20 protein-coding genes and 1 tRNA gene are annotated in these 21,665 nt (G+C 43.6%); 12 read left to right on the top strand and 9 right to left on the bottom strand.

Features of this window, described 5'->3' with window-relative positions; translation table 11 throughout:
- Nucleotides 1-2 precede the first annotated feature (2 nt).
- From O3A65_00420 to O3A65_00410, 3 genes are all read right to left on the bottom strand, one after another.
- Nucleotides 3-788: a hypothetical protein gene (locus O3A65_00420; protein ID MDA1330925.1), complete on the bottom strand. Its 786-nt coding sequence runs from the start codon at nucleotides 786-788 to the stop codon at nucleotides 3-5.
- 26 nt (nucleotides 789-814) lie between these two features.
- The gene (locus O3A65_00415) at nucleotides 815-1,795 is read right to left on the bottom strand and encodes a 2-hydroxyacid dehydrogenase (GenBank protein MDA1330924.1); all 981 of its coding nucleotides are present in this window, start codon (nucleotides 1,793-1,795) and stop codon (nucleotides 815-817) included.
- A 581-nt stretch (nucleotides 1,796-2,376) separates the two neighbouring features.
- A tRNA-Leu gene (locus tag O3A65_00410) sits at nucleotides 2,377-2,463 on the bottom strand.
- Between the two features lie 111 nt (nucleotides 2,464-2,574).
- Here O3A65_00410 and queA point away from each other — a divergent pair.
- From queA to O3A65_00380, 6 genes are all read left to right on the top strand, one after another.
- Nucleotides 2,575-3,591, top strand: a complete 1,017-nt coding sequence (queA, locus tag O3A65_00405) for a tRNA preQ1(34) S-adenosylmethionine ribosyltransferase-isomerase QueA (GenBank protein MDA1330923.1) — start codon at nucleotides 2,575-2,577, stop codon at nucleotides 3,589-3,591.
- 34 nt (nucleotides 3,592-3,625) lie between these two features.
- Nucleotides 3,626-4,726 (top strand): tRNA guanosine(34) transglycosylase Tgt, encoded by a 1,101-nt coding sequence (gene tgt / locus O3A65_00400; protein ID MDA1330922.1) that lies wholly within the window; start codon nucleotides 3,626-3,628, stop codon nucleotides 4,724-4,726.
- A gap of 118 nt (nucleotides 4,727-4,844) precedes the next feature.
- A complete protein-coding gene (gene yajC, locus O3A65_00395) occupies nucleotides 4,845-5,177 on the top strand; it encodes a preprotein translocase subunit YajC (GenBank protein ID MDA1330921.1) in 333 nt (110 codons plus the stop codon).
- Between the two features lie 53 nt (nucleotides 5,178-5,230).
- On the top strand, nucleotides 5,231-7,087 hold the full coding sequence (gene secD / locus O3A65_00390) for a protein translocase subunit SecD (GenBank protein MDA1330920.1): 1,857 nt from the start codon (nucleotides 5,231-5,233) through the stop codon (nucleotides 7,085-7,087).
- Nucleotides 7,088-7,128: 41 nt separating this feature from the next.
- Nucleotides 7,129-8,058, top strand: coding sequence for a protein translocase subunit SecF (gene secF / locus O3A65_00385; GenBank protein MDA1330919.1), 930 nt, complete (start codon nucleotides 7,129-7,131; stop codon nucleotides 8,056-8,058).
- 86 nt (nucleotides 8,059-8,144) lie between these two features.
- Nucleotides 8,145-8,798 (top strand): VTT domain-containing protein, encoded by a 654-nt coding sequence (locus O3A65_00380; protein MDA1330918.1) that lies wholly within the window; start codon nucleotides 8,145-8,147, stop codon nucleotides 8,796-8,798.
- Here O3A65_00380 and purB read toward each other — a convergent pair whose 3' ends face one another.
- The 5 genes from purB to O3A65_00355 all read right to left on the bottom strand — a co-directional run bounded on the left by purB (nucleotide 8,799) and on the right by O3A65_00355 (nucleotide 13,931).
- A complete protein-coding gene (purB, locus tag O3A65_00375; GenBank protein MDA1330917.1) occupies nucleotides 8,799-10,181 on the bottom strand; it encodes an adenylosuccinate lyase in 1,383 nt (460 codons plus the stop codon).
- Nucleotides 10,182-10,273: 92 nt separating this feature from the next.
- Complete coding sequence (mnmA, locus tag O3A65_00370; protein ID MDA1330916.1) at nucleotides 10,274-11,362, bottom strand: tRNA 2-thiouridine(34) synthase MnmA; 1,089 nt, start codon at nucleotides 11,360-11,362, stop codon at nucleotides 10,274-10,276.
- A 16-nt stretch (nucleotides 11,363-11,378) separates the two neighbouring features.
- Nucleotides 11,379-11,819 (bottom strand): NUDIX hydrolase, encoded by a 441-nt coding sequence (locus O3A65_00365; GenBank protein ID MDA1330915.1) that lies wholly within the window; start codon nucleotides 11,817-11,819, stop codon nucleotides 11,379-11,381.
- Between the two features lie 114 nt (nucleotides 11,820-11,933).
- Complete coding sequence (gene aceB, locus O3A65_00360; GenBank protein MDA1330914.1) at nucleotides 11,934-13,547, bottom strand: malate synthase A; 1,614 nt, start codon at nucleotides 13,545-13,547, stop codon at nucleotides 11,934-11,936.
- Between the two features lie 177 nt (nucleotides 13,548-13,724).
- A complete protein-coding gene (locus O3A65_00355; protein ID MDA1330913.1) occupies nucleotides 13,725-13,931 on the bottom strand; it encodes a cold-shock protein in 207 nt (68 codons plus the stop codon).
- Nucleotides 13,932-14,267: 336 nt separating this feature from the next.
- Between O3A65_00355 and clpS the strand changes: the two genes are divergently transcribed.
- Nucleotides 14,268-14,573, top strand: a complete 306-nt coding sequence (gene clpS / locus O3A65_00350) for an ATP-dependent Clp protease adapter ClpS (GenBank protein ID MDA1330912.1) — start codon at nucleotides 14,268-14,270, stop codon at nucleotides 14,571-14,573.
- Nucleotides 14,570-16,849, top strand: coding sequence for an ATP-dependent Clp protease ATP-binding subunit ClpA (gene clpA, locus O3A65_00345; protein MDA1330911.1), 2,280 nt, complete (start codon nucleotides 14,570-14,572; stop codon nucleotides 16,847-16,849). The genes clpS and clpA overlap by 4 nt, the downstream gene beginning before the upstream one ends.
- A gap of 19 nt (nucleotides 16,850-16,868) precedes the next feature.
- On the opposite strand, the gene O3A65_00340 is transcribed toward clpA, so the two are convergent.
- Nucleotides 16,869-17,711 carry a sulfurtransferase gene (locus tag O3A65_00340; GenBank protein MDA1330910.1) on the bottom strand — a complete coding sequence of 281 codons (843 nt, stop codon included), beginning with the start codon at nucleotides 17,709-17,711 and terminating at the stop codon, nucleotides 16,869-16,871.
- Between the two features lie 122 nt (nucleotides 17,712-17,833).
- Here O3A65_00340 and xseB point away from each other — a divergent pair, with 122 nt between their 5' ends.
- The 4 genes from xseB to folE2 all read left to right on the top strand — a co-directional run bounded on the left by xseB (nucleotide 17,834) and on the right by folE2 (nucleotide 21,664).
- The gene (gene xseB / locus O3A65_00335) at nucleotides 17,834-18,064 is read left to right on the top strand and encodes an exodeoxyribonuclease VII small subunit (protein ID MDA1330909.1); all 231 of its coding nucleotides are present in this window, start codon (nucleotides 17,834-17,836) and stop codon (nucleotides 18,062-18,064) included.
- Nucleotides 18,054-18,950, top strand: coding sequence for a polyprenyl synthetase family protein (locus O3A65_00330; protein ID MDA1330908.1), 897 nt, complete (start codon nucleotides 18,054-18,056; stop codon nucleotides 18,948-18,950). The genes xseB and O3A65_00330 overlap by 11 nt, the downstream gene beginning before the upstream one ends.
- Nucleotides 18,951-18,967: 17 nt before the next feature.
- Nucleotides 18,968-20,803, top strand: a complete 1,836-nt coding sequence (dxs, locus tag O3A65_00325; GenBank protein ID MDA1330907.1) for a 1-deoxy-D-xylulose-5-phosphate synthase — start codon at nucleotides 18,968-18,970, stop codon at nucleotides 20,801-20,803.
- 69 nt (nucleotides 20,804-20,872) lie between these two features.
- On the top strand, nucleotides 20,873-21,664 hold the full coding sequence (gene folE2, locus O3A65_00320) for a GTP cyclohydrolase FolE2 (protein ID MDA1330906.1): 792 nt from the start codon (nucleotides 20,873-20,875) through the stop codon (nucleotides 21,662-21,664).
- The last annotated feature ends 1 nt before the right edge of the window (nucleotide 21,665 follow it).

The following is a 21,665-nucleotide window of genomic DNA, read 5'->3' as shown; positions in this document are numbered from 1 at the left end:
ATTTAATTCAGTGTAATGCAAACTTGTCCGATTTGTCGGAAGTCCAACCTAATGTAATCGCCTGGCGTAATTTTAAAAGGTAACACGCAGGTGCCTGTTGTGATGACTTCACCAGACTTCAATCCGATTCCTTCATGACTCAGTTCGTTGGCAATCCATGTAAGCGCAACACGAGGATCACCGAGAACGTTACTGCCTAAACCTTCTGCCACAACTATACCGTTCACGAGTGCCTGCACTTTATGATCTCGAAGTTCGATATTTCTCCAATCTGAAGTGGTCGGTGGCCCTAAAACAAACCAGCTTGCACAAGCATTATCGGCAATGAGTTGTGCTTCACCTGCAGTGATGAAATCGAGGTATCTAGAATCTGGAATTTCTATTGCTGGATGCAGTGTATCCATTGCAGTCAAGACTTCCTCCACCGAGTAGTCTGCCTCTCTAGGTGGTAAATCACTACCTAATCGAAAGCAGTATTCTGCTTCAGCGACTGCCATTAGGTTGGCGCCAAGTGTCAAGTTATCGCCTGAGACTTTTGATCGATCGGCTAGCAGACGGCCCGCAAGCGGGCCTGATACCCCAATGTGCCTCTGTCCGTTCTCACTTGTTGCGGCAATTTTCCACCCAATTTGCGCCGATTGTGAGAGGTCAGCTATACGTTTCTGAATTTCATAGGCGGATTGTCGGTTAGTTGGACGGCATTCTTGTGGTAGTCCTGAAATGGCATGTCCAGCGCTCCAGGCATCCCACAAGATCTTAGCAGCTTTATTCATTAGTTCATGATGCATCGGATCCCCAGAAATTTTTGTTGATTTTATTTTATTTTATCTGAATGTTTGACGATATTAAGTAATGGCTCCCCTCTCGCTAGGCGATTTAAATTTTCTGCAATGAATTTTGTTCTGCGATAGATGAGTGAATTGGTCCAGGCGGATGCATGAGGCGACATGATGACGTTATCGAGCTCATTGAAGTTAAAGCGAGAGGGTGGTATCTGTTCTGAAATGTTGTCTGGGTACTGATACCACGTGTCAATCACTGCGCCACCAATCTGCTTTTCTTTACAGGCTTGATAGAGAGCACCCTCGTTAATAATAGAACCTCTGGCCACATTAATGATAACGGCTGTTTTTTTCATTTTTTTGAATTCTGATTTTGAAATCAACCCTTCAGTTTCTTCTGTTAGTGGCGTTGATATCAGAATAAAATCACATAGCCCTAGAACGGTATCAAGATGATCAATTAGGTAGAAGGTATCTGGCTTTTCTCCTGATACTGGTTTTCTCGGTCCGCACCCAATCACGTGGACGCCAAAGGGCTTTATACGCTTGGCAACTTCTCTTCCAATATGCCCATAACCTATAATGCCAATAGTTTTACCGCAGAGTTCTTCATGCGTCGGTCCAAATAGAGAAGATCCAGACCAATTATTTTTTCGCATGTTGCGGTCTAATGTGTTGATGTGAGTCACCCATTGTAATATTGCAGCGATAACGAATTCCGCGATGGGTATTTCATGTTCAAAGACATTGCATACTGATGTGTGTGCGGGAATCGTCCGGAAATCTAGGCCATCAAGTCCCGCTCCAGGTAATTGGAGTAGTTTTAAATTATTGCAAGGAATGTTAGGGTCAGTCCATTGCATCGAAATGACTGCATCGGCTGTTTGGAGTTGCGCAAACCATAGATCAGATTCAATATGATTGATCGCTTCGATTGACCAGGCTGAACTTAACATTGAAGGTAGGTGACTTAAGCGCGTTTCTTTATCTTGCTCTCTGATTAGTACTTTCATTTCATTGTGAATTAATAAGTTAGCGGAAACTGCTCATGGACATTGATTTTTCAACAAATATTTTTGACCCTGGATAGGTCATATGTAGAGTATCGTAAGTCATCGGGACATACTTTTTCGTGTTTGCAGACAGTTGGCGACCCCGACTGTTAAACAAAAGTTAAAGATAAACCTGGATTCGGCGGCGATGTGTTTGCATAAGTGCTCGTAATCCCTAGACCCTATTCTGAACCAGCCAAAAATGTAACAGCTAGTCATCTTAAAAGGTGGCGCTGGGAAGAGTCTTCTAATTCGTTCTATATAAGAGTCGATTAGCGAAAATGACTTTCTGTCTAGGTTGCTTTTTATGATATTTATAATCAGGAAACCTGAGATCACGAAGAATATGTCTGCCCCAATAAATGCGTTTGGAGACAAGTGAAAAAAAACCACGAAAGTAACTGCGAGTGTCCTAAGTCCATCAACATCACGTCGGTACAGAATATTTTTCATGTGGTTCAGATTAGAGCATACGTAAGTGATGCTGCTCAATTTGTTACGTTAGTTTTTTAAGCGTAAAGACTTAAGTATTGAGACACCTTTGGTGCCGGGAGGGGGAATCGAACCCCCACAGCGTTTCCACCGGCGGATTTTGAGTCCGCTGCGTCTACCAATTCCGCCATCCCGGCAACAGCGAGGATTATCCCTGAAGTTTGAGCTGCCATCAAGGAGGCCTATAGACTCTATTTTACTGGATTGCAGAATTAGAGCGACATGTTAATCAGCGATACAATGCCTGAATGCATATTTCGCAATTTAATTTTAATTTACCCGATGAGCTGATTGCTCAGGAACCTCTTGCGTCTCGCAGCCTTAGCCGGTTGTTAGTGTCCACAGAGAGCAAAGAAACTTTTGATGATGCGCACTTTGTTGACCTTATTGATTTTTTAACAGAGGATGATTTACTAGTTTTTAATGATACGAGGGTTATGAGGGCTCGTTTAAAAGGAGCCAAAGACACTGGTGGGGAAGTTGAGGTCATGATTGACCAAATTTTGTCTTCAACCCGATTTAAATGTCTAATTCGAGCCAGTCGGCGACCCAAGATTGGACAGAATATTCATATTGCTAGCGATACGATCTTTACCGTTATCAGCTTTTTTGATGGGGTATTTGAATTGGAGTCCTCAATAGATATATATGACTGTTTGGCTCGGCATGGTGATATACCCCTGCCCCCATATATACGTCGTCAACCTGATGAATCAGACTTAGATCGGTATCAAACTGTTTACGCGAAGAATCCAGGCGCGGTCGCCGCACCCACGGCTGGACTGCATTTTGACCAAGATATGTTGGAAAAACTAGCTCAAAAAAATATAAAAATGACTTATCTGACTCTCCATGTTGGTGTGGGTACTTTTAAGCCTGTTGCTGTGGAAAATGTGTTAGACCACAACATGCATTCCGAGCGTTATTTTTTTCCATCAGATGCGGCGGCTCACGTCTCTGAAACCAAAGCAAAAGGAGGACGAGTTTGTGCTGTGGGCACAACGAGTCTTCGTGTTTTGGAAAGTGTTTGTAACGAGGGTGAGCTAAGGGTGGGGGAAGGTTCAACGAATTTATTTATCACTCCCGGGTATGCATTTAAAGTTGTAGATTGTTTAATTACTAACTTTCATTTGCCCAAATCGACATTGTTTATGTTGGTTTCCGCCTTTATGGGTACCGATAAGATGAGACGGGCTTACCAACATGCAATTGACGAAAAATATAGATTTTTCAGTTATGGCGATGCGATGTTGTTAGTTAGATGATGCTGCGTCTTCGATGGATACTTAGGTAAAACAGATGACTTTAGAGTTTACAGTTTTGGCAACCGATGGGCTAGCAAGAAGAGGGAGATTAACGCTTGCGCATGGGGTTGTTGACACGCCTACCTTTATGCCTGTGGGGACTTATGGTGCCGTTAAAGGTATGCGTCCCCATCAAATTGAGGAGGCGGGCGCGGATGTGATTCTTGGTAATACGTTTCATTTATGGCTCCGGCCCGGATTGGCTGTGATTGAGGCTCATGGAGGCTTGCATCGATTCGTTGGTTGGAATAAGCCCATATTGACCGATTCCGGTGGATTTCAAGTGTTCAGTCTCGGCGCCCTTCGAAAGATTTCAGAAGAAGGCGTATCTTTTCGGTCGCCCGTTGATGGTGCGCAGTGTTTCCTCACCCCTGAAGAGTCTATGAGAATCCAGCGTTCAATGAACTCAGACATTGTGATGGCATTTGATGAATGCACGCCTTATCCGGTAACCAAATTAGAGGCTGGGGACTCTATGCGTTTGAGCATGCGGTGGGCCAAACGAAGTCAAGAGGCTCATCAAGGCAATGCGAATGCACTCTTTGGGATCATTCAGGGCGGTATGTATGAAGATTTAAGGGAAGAGAGTATTGAAAAATTAATTACGCTTGATTTTGATGGTTACGCTATTGGAGGCTTATCGGTTGGGGAGCCCAAAGAGGACATGCGACGGATTATGTCATTTGTGTCGCCTCGGATGCCAAAAGATAAGCCAAGATATCTTATGGGGGTGGGAACTCCGACAGATTTAGTGAAAGCGGTAGCTGCTGGGATTGACATGTTTGACTGCGTACTGCCTACTAGAAATGCGAGAAATGGCTGGTTATATACGTCAACCGGTATTGTTAAATTAAGAAACGCAGTTTATCGCTTTGATGAGAAGCCGCTGGACGAAAACTGCTTGTGCTATACCTGTAAAACTTTTTCTAGGGCCTACCTGCACCACCTTCAACGTATTGACGAAATGCTTGGCGCGCATCTCAATACTGTACACAATTTACATTTTTATCAGAGCCTTATGAAAGGGTTGCGGTTAGCCATTGAGTCCGGTCGCCTTAAAGATCATATTAATACATTAGATTTTTTGGTTGGTTAACGACCCTTTGCGTCGCGAAAATAGCGTGCTGCTGTTAGAATAGCGCGGTTATTTGGATATCAGGTGGCATTCATGAAATTTGGCATCAATGTCATCTTTAGAATGAAGGAGAAAGAGTATGTTTGTATCAACAGCATTTGCCCAAACCTCAGGTGGTTCGGCCGGAGGAATGGATATTATGGGGATGTTGCCTCTAGTCCTCTTATTTGTACTTTTGTATTTTTTGATGATCCGTCCTCAGGCTAAAAAGCAAAAAGAGCATAAAAGGATGTTGGATGCCCTTGCGGAAGGGGATGAAGTTGTAGCTGGTGGTGGTGTCTTAGGTAAGGTTACCTATGTCGGAGACCAGTTTGTAAAGCTTGAGATTACCTCAGGTACTGAAATTGTCATTCAGAAACCGGCTGTTCAAACGGTATTGCCTAAAGGTACTTTGAAATCGGCGACTAACTAATCATCTATTATTGTTTTTGATGTTAAGACAATTGATAAAGAAATAGCAGAATTATGAATAGATATCCTCTTTGGAAATACCTAATCATTGGTGTGGCTGTGCTTGTCGGTATTGTTTATACAATTCCAAATTTTTTCGGCGAATCGCCCGCTATACAAGTCTCCCCTTTACGGTCTGGGGTAAAAGTTGACTTGCAGCTGCTGCAAAAGATTGACGATCTCCTCTCTGAGACAGGTATCTTTGCTCAAGCGTCTTATCTAGATAAAAATGGTGTGAAAGTCCGTTTTGAAGATACCGATGCGCAGTTAAAGGCTAAGGATACGATTCAAAGTAATTTGGGTAAGGAATATGTTGTTGCTTTAAATCTGCTACCTAATGCCCCATTATGGTTCAACTCTCTTAATGCTCTCCCTATGTATCTCGGGCTCGATCTAAGGGGAGGGGTACATTTTTTACTTCAAGTTGATATGCCTTCCTCATTACAAAAAGCGAGAGAGAGCTACTTGCAGGACCTGCGTCAAGTGATGCGGTCAGAAAATATTCGATACTCAAGGATTTCTGCAGGTAAGACATCAATTGACATAGAGTTTAGGGACCAATCACTCAGAGATAAGGCGATTGTAACGCTCGAAATTAAAGCATCTGACTTAGCTTATTCGTTAGAGGAACGATCCAATATTGCGGTTATCGTAGCTCAAATTAAGCCAGAGGTTGAAAAGCGAATTCAAGAGTTTGCGTTACAGCAAAATATCACCACCTTAAGAAATCGTGTAAATGAGCTTGGCGTTGCGGAGCCGATTGTTCAACAATCGGGAGTGGATCGTGTGGTTGTCCAATTACCAGGAGTGCAGGATACAGCGAAGGCTAAGGATATCTTAGGTCGCACTGCCACACTCGAAGTACGGTTGGTTGATGAGGATAAAATGGATCCAGCAAGCTTGCAGGCGGCGCAAGAAGGACTGGTTCCGGCGGGTGATGATTTGATCTTTGATCGGGAAGGGACACCATATTTACTGAAGAAAGAAGTTATTTTGACGGGCGATAGAATCTCTGATGCACAACCTGGGTTTGATAATACGACATCAGAGCCAGCCGTTCATTTGAGTTTAGACGGCAGAGGATCCTCGATTTTTCAGATGACTACCCGAGAAAATGTCGGGCGACGTATTGCGATGGTTTTAGTAGAGAAAGGTAGTACCGAGGTTGTAACAGCACCTGTAGTGCGCGCAGAGATTCCAGGTGGCCGTGTTCAAATTAGCGGGAGTATGACGACAACTGAGGCACACGATACAGCGTTATTATTAAGGGCAGGAGCTTTGGCCGCTCCCATGGAAATTATTGAAGAGCGTACGGTTGGTCCTAGCCTTGGTGCCGATAATATCGAGCGAGGATTCAAGTCAACCTGGATTGGATTTGCTATGTTAGCTATATTTATTGGCTTTTATTATGCTGTCTTTGGTGTTATCTCGGTTTTTGCGTTAATCGTCAATATTATTCTTTTGGTATCACTTTTATCGATGTTGCAAGCGACATTGACGTTGCCGGGCATCGCCGCGGTCGCGCTGACCTTAGGTATGGCCATTGATGCAAATGTGCTCATCAATGAGCGTATTAGAGAAGAAATTAGGAATGGGACCACCCCACAGGCTGCAATAACCGCAGGTTATGAGCGGGCTTGGGGCACTATTTTAGATTCGAACATTACGACGCTTATTGCCGGCATTGCACTATTCTTTTTCGGTACTGGGCCGATTCGAGGTTTTGCCGTTGTACATTGCATTGGTATATTGACGTCGATGTTTAGTGCCGTTTTTGTATCGAGGGGTATCGTTAATTTCATTTATGGCCGCAAGAAGCGCATTGAAAGTCTTGCGATCGGGGATTCTGATTGGTACAAGAAAACGAGTTAGTGTCACGTTCAAAAAAGTAACTCAGATTAGGGAAAGCTGTCATGGAGTTTTTTAAAATTCGTCAAGATATTCCGTTTATGCGTCATGCGTTGGCGTTTAACGTGATCTCCATTGCTATGTTCGTGGTTGCAGTTGTCGCGCTTGCCGTTAAGGGGTTGAACCTAGGGGTTGAATTTACGGGAGGGACAGTCATGGAAGTAGGCTATTCTCAGTCCGCAAATTTAACTCAAATTCGTAACACCCTGCAGTCCGGTGGAATGAACGAGCCCATGGTCCAGAGTTTTGGAGACTCAAGGACCGTGTTGATTCGATTACCGACAAAACCAGAGTTATCTGGATCGAAGTTATCCGATCAGGTTTTCACAATGCTCAAAGCAGATGATGAGCAACTAGAGCTTCGGCGTGTAGATTATGTCGGGTCTCAAGTGGGTGAGGAGTTGGTTGTAGATGGTGCGTTGGCGATATTGTTTGTCTCTTTAGGTATTGTGGCTTATTTAGCGTTTCGCTTTGAGTGGAAGTTCGGGGTGGCCGCAATTCTGGCCAACCTACATGACATAGTTATTATTCTAGGATTTTTTGCTTTGTTTCAATGGGAGTTTTCTCTTCCAGTTTTAGCCGCTGTATTGGCGATTTTAGGGTACTCCATAAATGAGTCCGTGGTCGTGTTTGACCGAATTCGTGAAAACTTTAGGAAGATGAGGAAAGCAACTGTTCCAGAGGTCATTAACAACGCAATCACACGTACGATGTCGCGAACTGTTATAACGCATGGTAGCACCCAATTAATGGTTCTTTCGATTTTAATTTTTGGTGGTGAAACGCTTCACTACTTCGCATTAGCGCTGACAATTGGTATTTTGTTTGGAATTTATTCCTCCATTTTTGTGGCAAGCTCACTCGTCCTATGGTTGGGTATTAGTCGAGAAGACTTAATTAAGCCTGAGGTAGTGAAAGAGGAAGCAGTCGTCTAGGTAACTTAATGCGCATACTTTGGTGTCTGCAATGGTGTACTTCTTGCCGATTTGTATCTTGATGCACCAAATCAGGACAGGTAAGAGTGGAATTCATTAGAGATATTTATTCGATGGTTGTGCACCTTGATGCCCATCTCGCAGCGGCAATTGCAACGTTTGGCAAGGGAACCTATCTTTTTCTTTTTTTGATCATTTTCTGCGAAACTGGTCTGGTCTTGACTCCTTTTTTGCCAGGAGATTCTTTGCTGTTCTTAATTGGGGCGTTCGTTGCTAAGGGCGACTTCAGTTTTATTCTGATCACTAGCACATTAATTGCTGCTGCCATTTTGGGAGATGCATTGAATTATTATCTTGGTAGTCTTTTTGGTCGAAGAGTGTTGATGACTGGAAAAATTGGATTTCTTAAGCAAAAGTATCTAGATCGCACTCAGGATTTTTTTGAGAAATATGGGGCAAAAACTATAATCATCGCTCGATTTGTACCGATTATCAGGACCTATGCGCCTTTTGCGGCTGGTATTGCTCGCTACCCGTACACGCAATTTTTAATGTTCAACGTGATCGGGGCCTTTCTTTGGGTATTCTCTTTGGTAGGTATTGGCTTCTACTTAGGAGACTTGCCGTTCGTAAAAAATAACCTAACAGCTGTTATTTTCTTGATTATTCTTGTGTCTATCGCTCCAGCCCTTGTTGAGGTGATTAAGGCGCGACTAAGAAGAGAGCCGCCGAGTAGCTAATTATTTCTTGATGCTTTGAGCTAGTTTTTGAGCAATTCCCGTGTAAGACTGAGGCGTTAGATCAAGAAGACGTTTTTTTGCGTCATCCGGAATGGTTAAACTTTTAATAAATTTGTGCAAGTCTGGTTTAGTGATGCCACCTTGACCTCGTGTTAAGTCTTTAAGCTGTTCATAGGCATTTTCTATGCCATATTTCTTCATCACAGTTTGAACGGGCTCGGCGAGAACGTCCCAGCATTGGTCGAGATCTTTGTTAAGTTTATCTAAATTGATGTCTATTTTTAATAGGCCCTTGAGGCATGAATCATAGGCAAGAAGTCCGTAACCTAACCCTACACCCATGTTGCGCAGCACAGTCGAGTCGGTAAGGTCTCTCTGCCATCTTGAAATAGGTAATTTGCGACTGAGGTGCTCTAGTACCGCATTTGATAAACCTAGATTTCCTTCAGAGTTTTCAAAGTCAATAGGATTTACTTTATGCGGCATTGTTGAAGAGCCGACTTCCCCTGATTTGACTTTTTGTTTGAAATAACCAATTGAAATATAGCCCCATAAATCACGGTTTAGATCAATCAGTATCGTATTAATGCGCATGAGGCAATCAAATAATTCTGCAATTCCGTCGTGAGGCTCGATCTGGGTGGTATATGGGATCGGTTCTAAGCCCAAGCCATTAATAACTTTTTGTGAATGCGCTTCCCAGTCGTAGTCTGGATAGGCGCTGAGGTGGGCATTGAAGTTCCCAACTGCGCCATTCATTTTTCCCTGCAGTGTCATTTGGGCCAAAGACCTCATTTGACGCTCTAGACGGTAGACTATATTTGCTATTTCTTTGCCTGCTGTTGTAGGACTGGCCGGCTGCCCATGTGTTCTGGAGAGCATGGGTACCTTAGCGTATTTCACGCTCAAGTCGGCGAGTGTCGAAATTATTGTTGTTATCTTGGGTATTAGCACCTTATCTCTAGCGCCTTTTAGCATCAAGGCGTAGGCTAAATTATTGATATCCTCTGAAGTGCAGGCGAAATGAATGAAAGGGGTGATAGGTGCAATATCCTCCTCTGTTTTCAGAGTCTGACGTAACCAGTATTCGACCGCTTTAACATCGTGATTGGTGGTTTGCTCAATTGTTTTAACTGCCAACGCATCATCTACTGAGAAGTTTTGAGCGAGTGTATTAAGTTTGTTGATCGAGCTTTGTGGAATGGTCTGAATCTCTTTCAGATCTTTTGACTCTGATAGGGATTTAAGCCATTCGATTTCCACTATTACCCGATATTTAATTAGGGCATATTCGCTGAAAAATTGAGCTAGAGGTTGTATTTTAGGCTGATAGCGACCATCAATCGGACTAATTGCGGTGAGGGCTGATGAGTGTGCAGTCATGGCTCAATTAAACAGGAGTTTATGGTTAGGTAGTCCGTAATTTTAGCACGGCGCAATTCTCGGTATTACTGGATTTGGTGCGTGATTTGATTCTAAAGATCAGGGTTTTGAATATTAGAGTCTGAGATAACGCCTCCACCTAGGCACACGTTTGACTCGTACACGACTAGAGACTGTCCTGGAGTAACGGCCCATTGAGGTTCGGCAAATTGAACGTGACACATCGACTCAGTGACTTCGTTGATGGTGCATGCGGCATCTTTTTGGCGATACCTGGATTTGGCACCAAAGACCCATTGGGTTGATGGTATATTTCCGGAAATCCAATGGAGATTTTGCGCATAAATATCTGAATTCTGTAGCATTGAATGATCATGCCCTTGCACCACAATGAGCGTATTGTCCGCCATATCTTTCTGTGCGACATACCAAGGTAGTCCATCGCCGCCAATTCCAAGTCCTTGTCGTTGCCCAATCGTGTGAAACATTAGTCCCTCATGTGTCCCGACAATTTGGCCGTCTGGAGTTACGATGTTTCCGGGTTTATCTGGCAAATAACGCCCTAAAAAATCTTTAAATCGACGCTCTCCAATGAAGCAGATGCCAGTTGAGTCTTTTTTGTTATGATTCGCCAAACCTAGGCGTTTCGCAATTGCTCTAACCTCTCTTTTATAAATGTTACCCAGAGGAAATAACGTTTTAGACAGCTGGTCTTGATTGAGTCTGTATAAAAAATAACTTTGATCTTTCGTACCGTCTTCAGCTTTTAGTAGCTCAAAAAGCCCGTTACGCTCTCGCAGTTGCGCGTAATGCCCAGTAGCTATTTTGTCTGCACCAAGTTGTATGGCATGCTCTAAGAATGCTTTAAATTTTATTTCCGAATTGCAGAAAACGTCAGGGTTAGGTGTTCTGCCACACGCATATTCGTCTAGGAACTGACTAAATACACGGTCTCGATACTCCTTAGAAAAATTAACGGTTTTGATATCAATACCTAGTATTTCTGCAACTGAAACTGCATCAATCAAATCTACTCTAGAGCTACAATAACTTTCATCATCATCGTCTTCCCAGTTTTTCATGAAGACTCCGGTGACCTCGTAGCCTTGCTCTTTGAGTAGCCAAGCAGCGATCGCGGAGTCAACTCCTCCAGAGAGACCAATAACAATTTTATTGTTCACAGCTTTATGTTCATCCTCAGAGTCGAATTACACTCAGTGGAAATAAGTACCCGTCTAAGTAGTCTGTGATACAGCTCAGCACAAGTGGGCTTCTGAGTTTATCTGCTGCATCCTTAATTTCCTCTAGGGTTAACCACACAGGTCGGATAATTCCAATATCTAAGGTTCTTTGAGGGAAAAATTCTCCCACATCGCCTGAGAACGAAATTCTGAGGTAGGTTAAATCGTTTGGTGTTTTTTTCCAAAGTCGTATTCCCGTAGTGAATTTCGGCTCAAAGCTGAATGCCGTTTCCTCTAGAACTTCTCGTTTGATTGCTTCAATGAGCGTCTCTCCAGCCTCTAAATGGCCTGCAGGCTGATTAAGTTTAACGCCCTCACTGGTATTTTCTTCTACAAGTAAGAATCGACCGTTTCGTTCCGCAATGGCAGCGACTGTAACGTTCGGTTTCCAGACCATGTCGTATTCTTTAATGAATTGTAGGTTGTGAAGTTGCTATCGAGTCTTCTATTTTATTCGTTAGCGACAAGTGTAGTTGAAAACAATCAATCCAACATTTACATTAATGTGAATTTAAGCACCATGTTTTACTATTTCTTCGTATGCTGGCAGCGTTAAGAATTCTACAAATTCATCATCAAGAGTGAGTTTTTCAAACATTTTGGCACCCTCGGGATATCGTCCATGCTGATAATTGGAGCCAAGCAGGTCTTTGATTTTTTCTAACTCCTCTGGAATTAGACTAATGAATAATTCTTTTGTGACTTTTCTGCCATCTTCTAAGACACCCAAAGGACTTCGGATCCAGTGCCATATTTGAGCTCGAGAGATTTCGGCGGTCGCGGCATCTTCCATTAGGTTAAAAATAGGAACGCATCCGGTGCCTGCAATCCAAGCTCCAATATATTGGATACCGATATTGATGTTAGCGCGTAAGCCAGCTTTAGTGATTGGTCCATTTGGTTTAAAATTAATGAGGTCGCTAGCCAATATACTTACATCAGCCCGTTGCTTACTGATTTGGTTTGGTGTTGTCATGACTTTGTCAAAGGCATCTTGTGCAACCTTAACGAGTCCTGGGTGCGCTACCCAGGTGCCATCATGACCATCGTTCACTTCTCTTTCTTTGTCTGTTCTGACTTTATCTATAGCTGCTTGGTTCGAAGCTGCATCATTTTTTATCGGAATCTGCGCAGCCATGCCACCCATTGCAAAAGTACCTCGTCTATGACACGTTTTAATTAGTAATAGTGAGTAAGCGCGCATGAACGGACTCGTCATTGTTACGAGATTACGGTCTGCAAGAATGAAGTTTTCTTGATTCCTAAATTTTTTGATACAGCTGAAAATGTAGTCCCATCTACCGCAGTTAAGTCCTGCTGAATGTTCCTTCAGCTCGTATAAGATTTCATCCATCTCAAATGAGGCCATAATCGTTTCAATTAAAACGGTTGCTTTTACACTCCCTTGAGGGATGCCAATCTCGTTTTGGCTGAAGACAAAGACGTCGTTCCACAGCCTAGCTTCGAGGTGTGACTCCATCTTTGGAAGATAAAAATAAATTCCAGAGTTTTGAGAAAGACGCTCTTTTGCGTTGTGAATAAAATACAGGCCAAAGTCAAATAACGATCCAGACATTGGGTCCCCATCAACCATCACGTGTGCCTCGGTTAGATGCCATCCGCGCGGCCTGATGAGCAGGGTGGCTGTTTCCTCATTAAGTGTATATGACTTGCCGCCTTCGCTATTAAAGCTGATGGTTTTGCGGACGGCATCCCGCATATTTATTTGACCTGATACTTGGTTATCCCAGGTCGGAGTGTTGGAGTCTTCAAAGTCTGCCATGTACACTTTGGCGCCGGCGTTTAAGGCATTGATTACCATCTTTCTGTCGGTCGGTCCGGTTATCTCTGTTCTTCGGTCTTGGAGGTCTTGAGGAACAGATGCTACGACCCAATCAGCTTCCCGAATGGCTTTGGTTTCCGGAAGAAAATCAGGTAATTTCCCGGTATCAAGTTCTTGTTGTCGAGTGACTCGGCGCTCAATCAGTTCTTTTCTTGTGCTGTTAAAGTTTCGATGCAATTTGGCTAGGAACTCAAGCGCTTCGGCGGTCAGTATCTCGGTATATTCGGATTTGTAGCCTCCAGATATCGTTACTCCGTTTGGACATGGGTATTGCTGGCGCATCATCGCTCTCCAATGTTAATTTTTGACGCGTAGCGTCGTAATTTCATATTATGAACTGTAGTTTTATTTTAAATAAAATTATACCCAATTCATAAAGAGATACTTGTATGGCTAAAATAAAAAACGGCAACCGAAGTTGCCGTTTTGTGATGCTCAGTCAGAGATCAAACTTTTAATTTAGCCCGCTTCTTTGATGTTTGAAGCTTGTTTGCCCTTGGGTCCTTGCGTTACCTCGAAGGCTACTTTTTGTCCTTCTTTGAGTGTTTTAAACCCATTCATTTCGATAGCTGAAAAGTGAGCGAAAAGATCTTCGCTGCCATCGTCAGGTGTGATGAACCCAAAACCCTTAGTGTCGTTGAACCATTTTACTGTACCAGTTGCCATACCTCTAATCCCCAATGCTTTTTAATAAAACAGCGATTAAGCTGCCAGACTTCGTTTGAATCCAGACCTCCCAAGCCTAATCCTTAATAATTAGACTTACATGCTAATGCCGGCGACGCGAATGCAAACTCCCCAATATCTTTTTAGGTGATTCCTGATGAGATGTCAAGCAACTTTCCGGGTCTTTTGGTGTCGAAAGATGTAAAACGTGATGCCATCCGGGAAAATGTTGCATTGCATCTATGGTATTTGCTAAGTTATAGCTTGAGTTCGAAACTTTTATGCTGAAGACGATAGGGGTTATACTTCTTAGATTAAAAATTTAAGGATTAGGTTGTGAGTAATCAGCAAGGTGACGCGCAGTTAGTAGCAGAAAAAACGAAGATTAAGCCCCCGAGGCTCTACAAGGTTATGCTAATGAATGATGATTACACGCCGATGGAATTTGTTGTTATGGTACTTCAGAAATTTTTTTCGATGACGGGCGAGCAGGCAACGCAAGTCATGCTCAAGGTGCATCGCGATGGCGTTGGGGTATGTGGCGTCTTTGTAAAGGATGTGGCAACAACAAAGGTGGAGCTCGTGGCTGGGTTTTCGCGTCAATATCAACACCCCCTACAATGCACGATGGAGGAAGTATGATCGCTCAGGAACTTGAAGTCAGTCTCCACATGGCATTTATGGAGGCTCGCCAAAAAAAACACGAATTTATTACCGTAGAGCATCTGTTACTTGCGATGCTTGATAATCCGTCGGCGTTAGAGGTTTTAAAAGCATGCGGAACAAACCTCGAAGAGCTGAAGAAATTACTCATAGATTTTATTGAAGAACATACGCCATTGATTGCCGATGAGCATTCAGAGACGCAGCCAACACTCGGGTTTCAACGCGTGATTCAGCGTGCCATTCTTCATGTTCAGTCCTCTGGTAAAAAAGAGGTCACAGGAGCTAATGTGCTGGTCGCTATATTCGGCGAGAAAGACTCTCATGCAGTTTACTTCTTGCATGAAAAAGGAGTAACCAGGCTTGATGTTGTTAATTTCATCGCTCATGGTATTGCTAAAGTAGGGGATTCGAATGCTGATGAAAAAAAAGATGGTGCGGACTCCGATGAATCAGAGAATCAGAATGGGAAGAAGGCAGAAAGCGCCTTGGCAAGTTATGCCGTTAATTTGAATGAGTTGGCTGTGAAGGGCAAAATCGATCCCTTGATTGGGCGTGATATGGAATTAGAGCGTGTTGTGCAAATTTTATGCCGCCGCCGTAAAAATAACCCGCTTTTAGTCGGTGAAGCAGGGGTAGGAAAAACAGCGATTGCGGAGGGTTTGGCGCGTCGTATTGTTGAGGGTGAAATACCTCAAATTTTGGAAAATTCTGAGGTTTTTTCGCTAGATATGGGCGCATTATTGGCAGGTACAAAATACCGAGGTGACTTCGAACAGCGGCTAAAGGCAGTGCTCAAGCAACTCGAAAAACAACCAAACTCAATTTTGTTTGTGGATGAAATACATACCATTATTGGCGCAGGTTCGGCCTCTGGCGGCACGCTTGACGCCTCAAATTTATTGAAACCAGCCCTGGCTTCTGGGCAGCTTCGTTGCATCGGAGCGACTACTTACAAAGAATACCGTGGTATTTTTGAGAAGGATCATGCATTGTCCAGGCGTTTCCAAAAAATTGATGTCGGAGAGCCATCGGTTACAGAGACTGTATCCATTCTAAGAGGTCTTAAATCTAGATTTGAAGAGCATCATCAGGTTCGGTATACAGTGACCGCGTTAACTGCTGCGGCTGAATTATCGGCGCGTTTCATTCACGATAGGCACCTCCCGGATAAGGCAATTGATGTGATAGACGAGGCGGGTGCTGCGCAGCGAATTGCTGTTGGCAAGAAGAAAAAGAAGGTGATCGGAAAGCTAGAGATAGAGGAAGTTATAGCTAAGATCGCGAGAGTTCCTTCACAGACTGTGTCGAATGATGATCGATCTAAGCTAAAGACTTTAGATCGAGATCTTAACGCGGTGGTGTTTGGTCAGGAACGTGCTATAGACGCATTATCCTCAGCAATCAAAATGGCTCGTAGTGGTTTGGGTAATCCCCGGAAACCTGTTGGTGCATTTTTATTCAGTGGGCCGACAGGTGTCGGTAAAACTGAAGTGGCGCGCCAGTTGGCGTATACGCTCGGTATTGATCTGGTCCGGTTTGATATGTCCGAATATATGGAGCGACATGCGGTATCTCGATTGATCGGTGCTCCACCGGGGTATGTTGGATTTGATCAGGGCGGGTTGCTGACGGAGGCTCTAGTTAAACAGCCGCATTGTGTGTTGCTTTTGGATGAGATTGAAAAAGCACATCCTGATATATTTAATATCCTGCTGCAAGTCATGGATCATGGGACGCTGACAGATAATAACGGTCGTCAAGCCGACTTCCGTAATGCGATCATCATCATGACGACCAATGCTGGATCCTCTGAACTATCGAAGAATACGATGGGTTTCACTGAAGCGGTATCCGCTGGAGACGAGCTTGCTGAAATAAAACGGCAGTTTACGCCTGAGTTTAGAAATCGATTAGATTCCATTGTCTCTTTCGCGCCATTGTCGCAGGAGATTATCTTAAAGGTCGTAGATAAATTCCTAATGGAGTTAGAGCATCAATTGCAGGAGAAAAAGGTTGACGCGACATTCAGTTCAAAGTTACGCGAGTATCTTGGTCGGAAAGGTTTCGATCCTTTGATGGGTGCTCGGCCTATGGCTAGACTTATACAAGATACGATTCGTCGTGCTCTAGCAGATGAATTGCTGTTTGGTAAGTTGTCATCAGGAGGTGACGTAGAGATAGATCTGGATGATAATGAGGAAATACTGATTCAAATCGCAAGTGAAAAATCTGATCAGACGGTTACAGCTTAGTGGATGAACGCTTTACTGTTTAATCGGTAGCAATTGGCCGAGAAGGGTCTGATATCCATTCACTCCAAGAGCCAGGGTAGACCTTTGAGTTTTCAAGTCCAGCCACCTCCATCGCGAGCAGATTATGGCAGGCTGTTACACCTGATCCGCACTGATGAATGATGGTTTTTTCCGAGACATTTCCCATTATTCCTTCAAAGATTTTTTTTAGGTCTTTTGCGTCGAGAAACTTACCCGTACTGTTAAGGTTATCTTTGAAGAATCGATTTATAGCTCCTGGGATATGTCCGCCAATAGGGTCAATACTTTCATTTTGGCCATGGAATCTATCATTTGATCGTGCATCAATGATTAATGTTTGTTCGTCATCTAGGTGTTGCAATATGAAATCAGCGTCAACAAAGATATCCCTAACTTTTGGTTCAAAGGCCTTCCTATCATTTAGTTTAGGGGTATCTAATACTAAATCGCCTCCTTGGTTAATCCACGCTTGCAGGCCTCCATTGAGCACCGCGACGGCATCATGACCCAGCCATTTGAGTAAACACCATAGTCTTGAGGCATACGCGCCTCCCGCATCATCGTATGCGATGACCTGGGTGTGCTGGGTGACGCCGCATACACTTAGCCAATTGGTGAATGCTGAGATTTCGGGAAGAGGGTGGCGGCCATTTTTGCCGTTTGGTTTCTGGGAGAGAACGTCATCCATGGATGCAAATAGAGCATTTGGAAGATGACCTTCTTTATAACTCTTTATTCCATATTCTGAGTTGATCAGTTCATGGCGGCAGTCGAAAACCAGTGTACTTGGTTGGTTGATGATGGATTGCAGCTTGTCGGATTCAATCAGGGTGGTATACATATATGAATAGTGTTTTAAGTTATGCAACGTAAATAAGAGTTTATATTCAGAAGCACTGGATAAACTATGATGCCCAGCGCATGAGATAATAAACAACTAAATTAAGCCTAATCCCATATATTATGACAAAAGCTAAAGAAAAGTTAACCTTTGAGGGTGCGCTTACTGAACTTGAGTTGATCGTTGAGAAGATGGAGGGTGAAGATACAACTTTAGAAAATTCACTTTCTTTTTATAAACGAGGAATTGAATTGTTACAGTTTTGTCAAAGAGAACTAGAAGGAGCCCAACGAGAGGTGACTGTGCTTGAGGCGGGCATATTAAAAAAATTTGAAGGTATTGATGAGTCTTAGCCTCTTTGAGCAATGGAGGCAGGATGTTGTGGCTCAGTTAGAACGGAGTTTTGACCAGTGTTTGCCACGCAGTGACCATGTCCCAACTGTGTTGCATGAGGCGATGCATTATGCGGTTAAAAGCCCTGGAAAACGTATCCGTAGTTTGATTGTATGTGCTTCTGCAGATTTATTTGGGAGTGATATCGAGCGTGCAATATACAGTGCTGTCGCCCTTGAGCTTATTCACACTTACTCACTTGTCCATGACGATTTGCCGTGTATGGATAACGATGATCTCAGGCGGGGACAGCCGACAGTGCACATTGCGTTTGATGAGGCAACTGCAATGCTTGTAGGTGATGCCCTGCAACCATTAGCCTTTAATGTGCTCTCTACTCAACAGACAACCATCAGTCACGAGATTCGATTGCAACAAATTCATTTATTGTCTGAGGCAGCTGGCTCGCAAGGCATGGTCGGCGGTCAGGCGATTGATCTAGCCCAGGTTGGCTTGAAGATGACCCAGGCAGAATTGGAGTTGATGCACTCTAAAAAAACTGGAGCTCTATTTTTAGCCAGTGCTCAGATAGGTGCCTTATGTGGGTTAGAGTATGAGGAGTCGTATCAAGAGCCTCTATGCAGGTGCGCCCGTCATTTAGGATTGGGTTTTCAAGTTACTGATGACATACTCGATGTGAGTTCGCCTTCAGAAGTTTTAGGAAAGTCTTTTGGGAAAGATCTGAGGGATAAAAAACCTACCTATGTAACTTCCTTTGGATTGAATCGTGCTAAAGAGTTAGCGCGTGAACTTGCAGAACGTACAGAGGAGAGTTTGATGTGCCTTCCACGGAGTGGGGGGTACTTGAGCGATATTGCTAAACTCGTTTTTAATCGGGTGTATTAGAAAGATTATCGGTTGATATGTACCAACTACTTAATACGATTAATACTCCTCAGGACGTGAGAGCGCTTCATAAAAAACAGTTGATTCAGCTCGCCGTTGAGTTGAGAGATTTCATTATTGAAAGCGTATCAAAGACTGGCGGTCATCTTGCGTCTAATTTAGGAACGGTGGAATTAACTGTTGCGCTGCATTATATTTTTGATACGCCTAAGGATAAATTAGTTTGGGATGTAGGGCACCAAACTTATGCACACAAGATTCTAACTGGTCGCCGTGACCAGATGGGCACGCTCAGAAAATTTGGTGGCATTGCTGGATTCCCGAGCCGAGAAGAAAGTGAATATGATAGTTTTGGTACAGCGCACTCTAGCACCTCGATCAGTGCGGCGCTAGGAATGGCGGTGAGTGCGCAATTGAGAGGGGATGAGAATAGAGTCGTCGCAATTATCGGAGACGGGGCCATGTCCGCAGGTATGGCGTTTGAGGCACTGAATAACGCTGGTGCTATGGATGCAAATATTCTCGTTGTTCTAAATGACAACGATATGTCAATTTCAGAGAATGTTGGGGCGCTTAACAATTACCTCGCTAGACTTTTGTCTGGTCGGTTTTATTCTGCCGCCTGGAAGGCTGGAGAGACAGTATTTAAAAAACTTCCTCCTGTTATCGAGCTCGCGCGACGTGCTGAGGAACATGTTAAGGGCATGGTCATGCCTGGGACTCTATTCGAAGAGTTCGGGTTTAATTATATTGGCCCAATTGATGGACACGACTTAGATGTTCTATGTGCGACATTACGTAATTTGCGAAAGCTTGAAGGACCTCAATTTCTTCATGTTGTCACGACGAAGGGTAAGGGTTATCAGCGTGCTGAAGAAGACGCCATTCTCTACCACGGTGTGGGCAAGTTTGATCCTCCAGAAGGCATTCAAAAAAAATCAAGTCAGAATCAAACCTATACCCAAGTATTTGGTCAATGGCTTTGTGATATGGCAGCGAAGGACGACCGACTGATTGGCATTACGCCAGCAATGAGGGAAGGATCTGGTTTGGTAGAGTTCTCGCAACAGTATCCAGACCGCTATTTTGATGTGGGCATTGCCGAACAACATGCAGTTACATTTGCAGCAGGTTTGGCGACCGAAGGCTTTAAGCCGGTGTTGGCGATATATTCGACATTTTTACAAAGAGCTTATGATCAGTTGATTCATGATGTGTGCATACAAAATCTTGATGTAACTTTTGCGTTAGATCGAAGTGGGTTGGTGGGTGCTGATGGACCAACCCACCACGGTGCATTTGATTTGGCTTATCTTCGTTGTGTTCCTAACGTTGTGATCATGACGCCGAGTGATGCAACGCAATGTGCGCATATGCTGAATTTAGCTTATGAACACCCTGGGCCAGCGGTAGTCAGATATCCAAGAGGGGATGCTCTGGTTGCTACACATGATGTTTGCCGCACGGTTCATATGGGTAAGGCGGAGCTAATCAAAGAGGGAAATTCTGGAGTCGCCATTCTTGTTTTTGGACCACTCCTTAAAACCACGCTTTTTGCTGCAGATAAATTGAACGCAACTGTTGTGGATATGAGATTTGTGAAACCTTTAGATGTCGATATGGTCCAACGGATAGCAGAAAAACATTTGCTCATCGTGACCGTAGAAGATGGTGTTTCCATGGGTGGTGGCGGTTCCGCAGTGGGTGAGGTTTTAGAGAAGAAAGATTTAAGGTTCTTACGGATTGGATTACCAGACAAATTCGTGACGCATGGGGACACGGCTTTACTGCTTAAGGAGTGTGGTTTAGACGAGAGGGGTATCTTTGACCAAATTAATGCATATATGGGATGAGTTGATCTCAATAGGTATTAATTCTGATTAAGGTATAATCAACGTGATCTTTTAAAGAAAGTATTAATAATGAATTCACCAACAGATTTAAGTATTCCTGACGTACAAAATGCCATTGATGGGAGACACTTGGCTATTGATAAAGTGGGTATCAAGGCTATGCGTCATCCCATCAAAGTGGCGGACAAGTCAGAGGGGATCCAGCACACCATCGCGATGTTTAATATGTATGTCGAGCTCCCACACAATTTTAAAGGGACCCATATGTCCCGTTTTGTTGAGATTCTCAACGAGCAAGAACGCGAAATATCTGTTGAGTCGTTTGAAGTCATTCTACGAACGATGTTAGATCGATTGGAGTCGGATTCCGGGTATATCGAAATGACGTTCCCGTATTTCCTTCAAAAATCCGCACCCGTATCAAAAGTAAAAAGCCTGTCTGATTACGAAGTGACATTTAAGGGGCAGATTACTAAGGGAGATTACAAGTTAGAGATGAAAGTGGTTGTTCCTGTGACCAGTCTGTGCCCTTGTTCAAAACAGATTTCAGACTATGGCGCCCATAATCAGCGCTCTCACGTCACTATTTCTGCTACGACTAATGCGCATGTTTGGATTGAGGAGTTGATCGCGGTGGCTGAAGAGCAGGCATCCTGTGAACTGTTTGGTCTTTTGAAAAGACCAGATGAAAAGTATGTTACTGAGAAAGCTTACGACAATCCAAAGTTTGTTGAAGATATGGTGCGAGATGTAGCGACCGCGCTGAATGGAATCGACCGAATAGATACATATGTCGTCGAATCAGAAAATTTTGAGTCGATTCATAATCACTCTGCATATGCGATGATTGTGAAAAGCTAGG

The sequence above is a fragment of the Pseudomonadota bacterium genome, from assembly GCA_027624715.1.
Taxonomy (GTDB): Bacteria; Pseudomonadota; Gammaproteobacteria; order Burkholderiales; family Eutrophovitaceae; genus Eutrophovita.
The sequence above is the reverse complement of the archived record's forward strand: the minus strand, read 5'-3'. Positions and strand labels throughout refer to the sequence as shown.

What these genes read in the sequence shown, in the direction of transcription:
- dxs (MDA1330907.1), top strand. Translation starts at nt 18,968, where the DNA reads ATGTACCAACTACTTAATACGATTAATACTCCTCAGGACGTGAGAGCG.
- xseB (MDA1330909.1), top strand. Translation starts at nt 17,834, where the DNA reads ATGACAAAAGCTAAAGAAAAGTTAACCTTTGAGGGTGCGCTTACTGAA.
- O3A65_00340 (MDA1330910.1), bottom strand. Translation starts at nt 17,711, where the DNA reads ATGTATACCACCCTGATTGAATCCGACAAGCTGCAATCCATCATCAAC.
- O3A65_00365 (MDA1330915.1), bottom strand. Translation starts at nt 11,819, where the DNA reads ATGGTCTGGAAACCGAACGTTACAGTCGCTGCCATTGCGGAACGAAAC.
- O3A65_00355 (MDA1330913.1), bottom strand. Translation starts at nt 13,931, where the DNA reads ATGGCAACTGGTACAGTAAAATGGTTCAACGACACTAAGGGTTTTGGG.
- secF (MDA1330919.1), top strand. Translation starts at nt 7,129, where the DNA reads ATGGAGTTTTTTAAAATTCGTCAAGATATTCCGTTTATGCGTCATGCG.
- O3A65_00420 (MDA1330925.1), bottom strand. Translation starts at nt 788, where the DNA reads ATGCATCATGAACTAATGAATAAAGCTGCTAAGATCTTGTGGGATGCC.
- aceB (MDA1330914.1), bottom strand. Translation starts at nt 13,547, where the DNA reads ATGCGCCAGCAATACCCATGTCCAAACGGAGTAACGATATCTGGAGGC.
- clpA (MDA1330911.1), top strand. Translation starts at nt 14,570, where the DNA reads ATGATCGCTCAGGAACTTGAAGTCAGTCTCCACATGGCATTTATGGAG.
- O3A65_00330 (MDA1330908.1), top strand. Translation starts at nt 18,054, where the DNA reads ATGAGTCTTAGCCTCTTTGAGCAATGGAGGCAGGATGTTGTGGCTCAG.
- queA (MDA1330923.1), top strand. Translation starts at nt 2,575, where the DNA reads ATGCATATTTCGCAATTTAATTTTAATTTACCCGATGAGCTGATTGCT.
- yajC (MDA1330921.1), top strand. Translation starts at nt 4,845, where the DNA reads ATGTTTGTATCAACAGCATTTGCCCAAACCTCAGGTGGTTCGGCCGGA.
- O3A65_00415 (MDA1330924.1), bottom strand. Translation starts at nt 1,795, where the DNA reads ATGAAAGTACTAATCAGAGAGCAAGATAAAGAAACGCGCTTAAGTCAC.
- tgt (MDA1330922.1), top strand. Translation starts at nt 3,626, where the DNA reads ATGACTTTAGAGTTTACAGTTTTGGCAACCGATGGGCTAGCAAGAAGA.
- purB (MDA1330917.1), bottom strand. Translation starts at nt 10,181, where the DNA reads ATGACTGCACACTCATCAGCCCTCACCGCAATTAGTCCGATTGATGGT.
- folE2 (MDA1330906.1), top strand. Translation starts at nt 20,873, where the DNA reads ATGAATTCACCAACAGATTTAAGTATTCCTGACGTACAAAATGCCATT.
- secD (MDA1330920.1), top strand. Translation starts at nt 5,231, where the DNA reads ATGAATAGATATCCTCTTTGGAAATACCTAATCATTGGTGTGGCTGTG.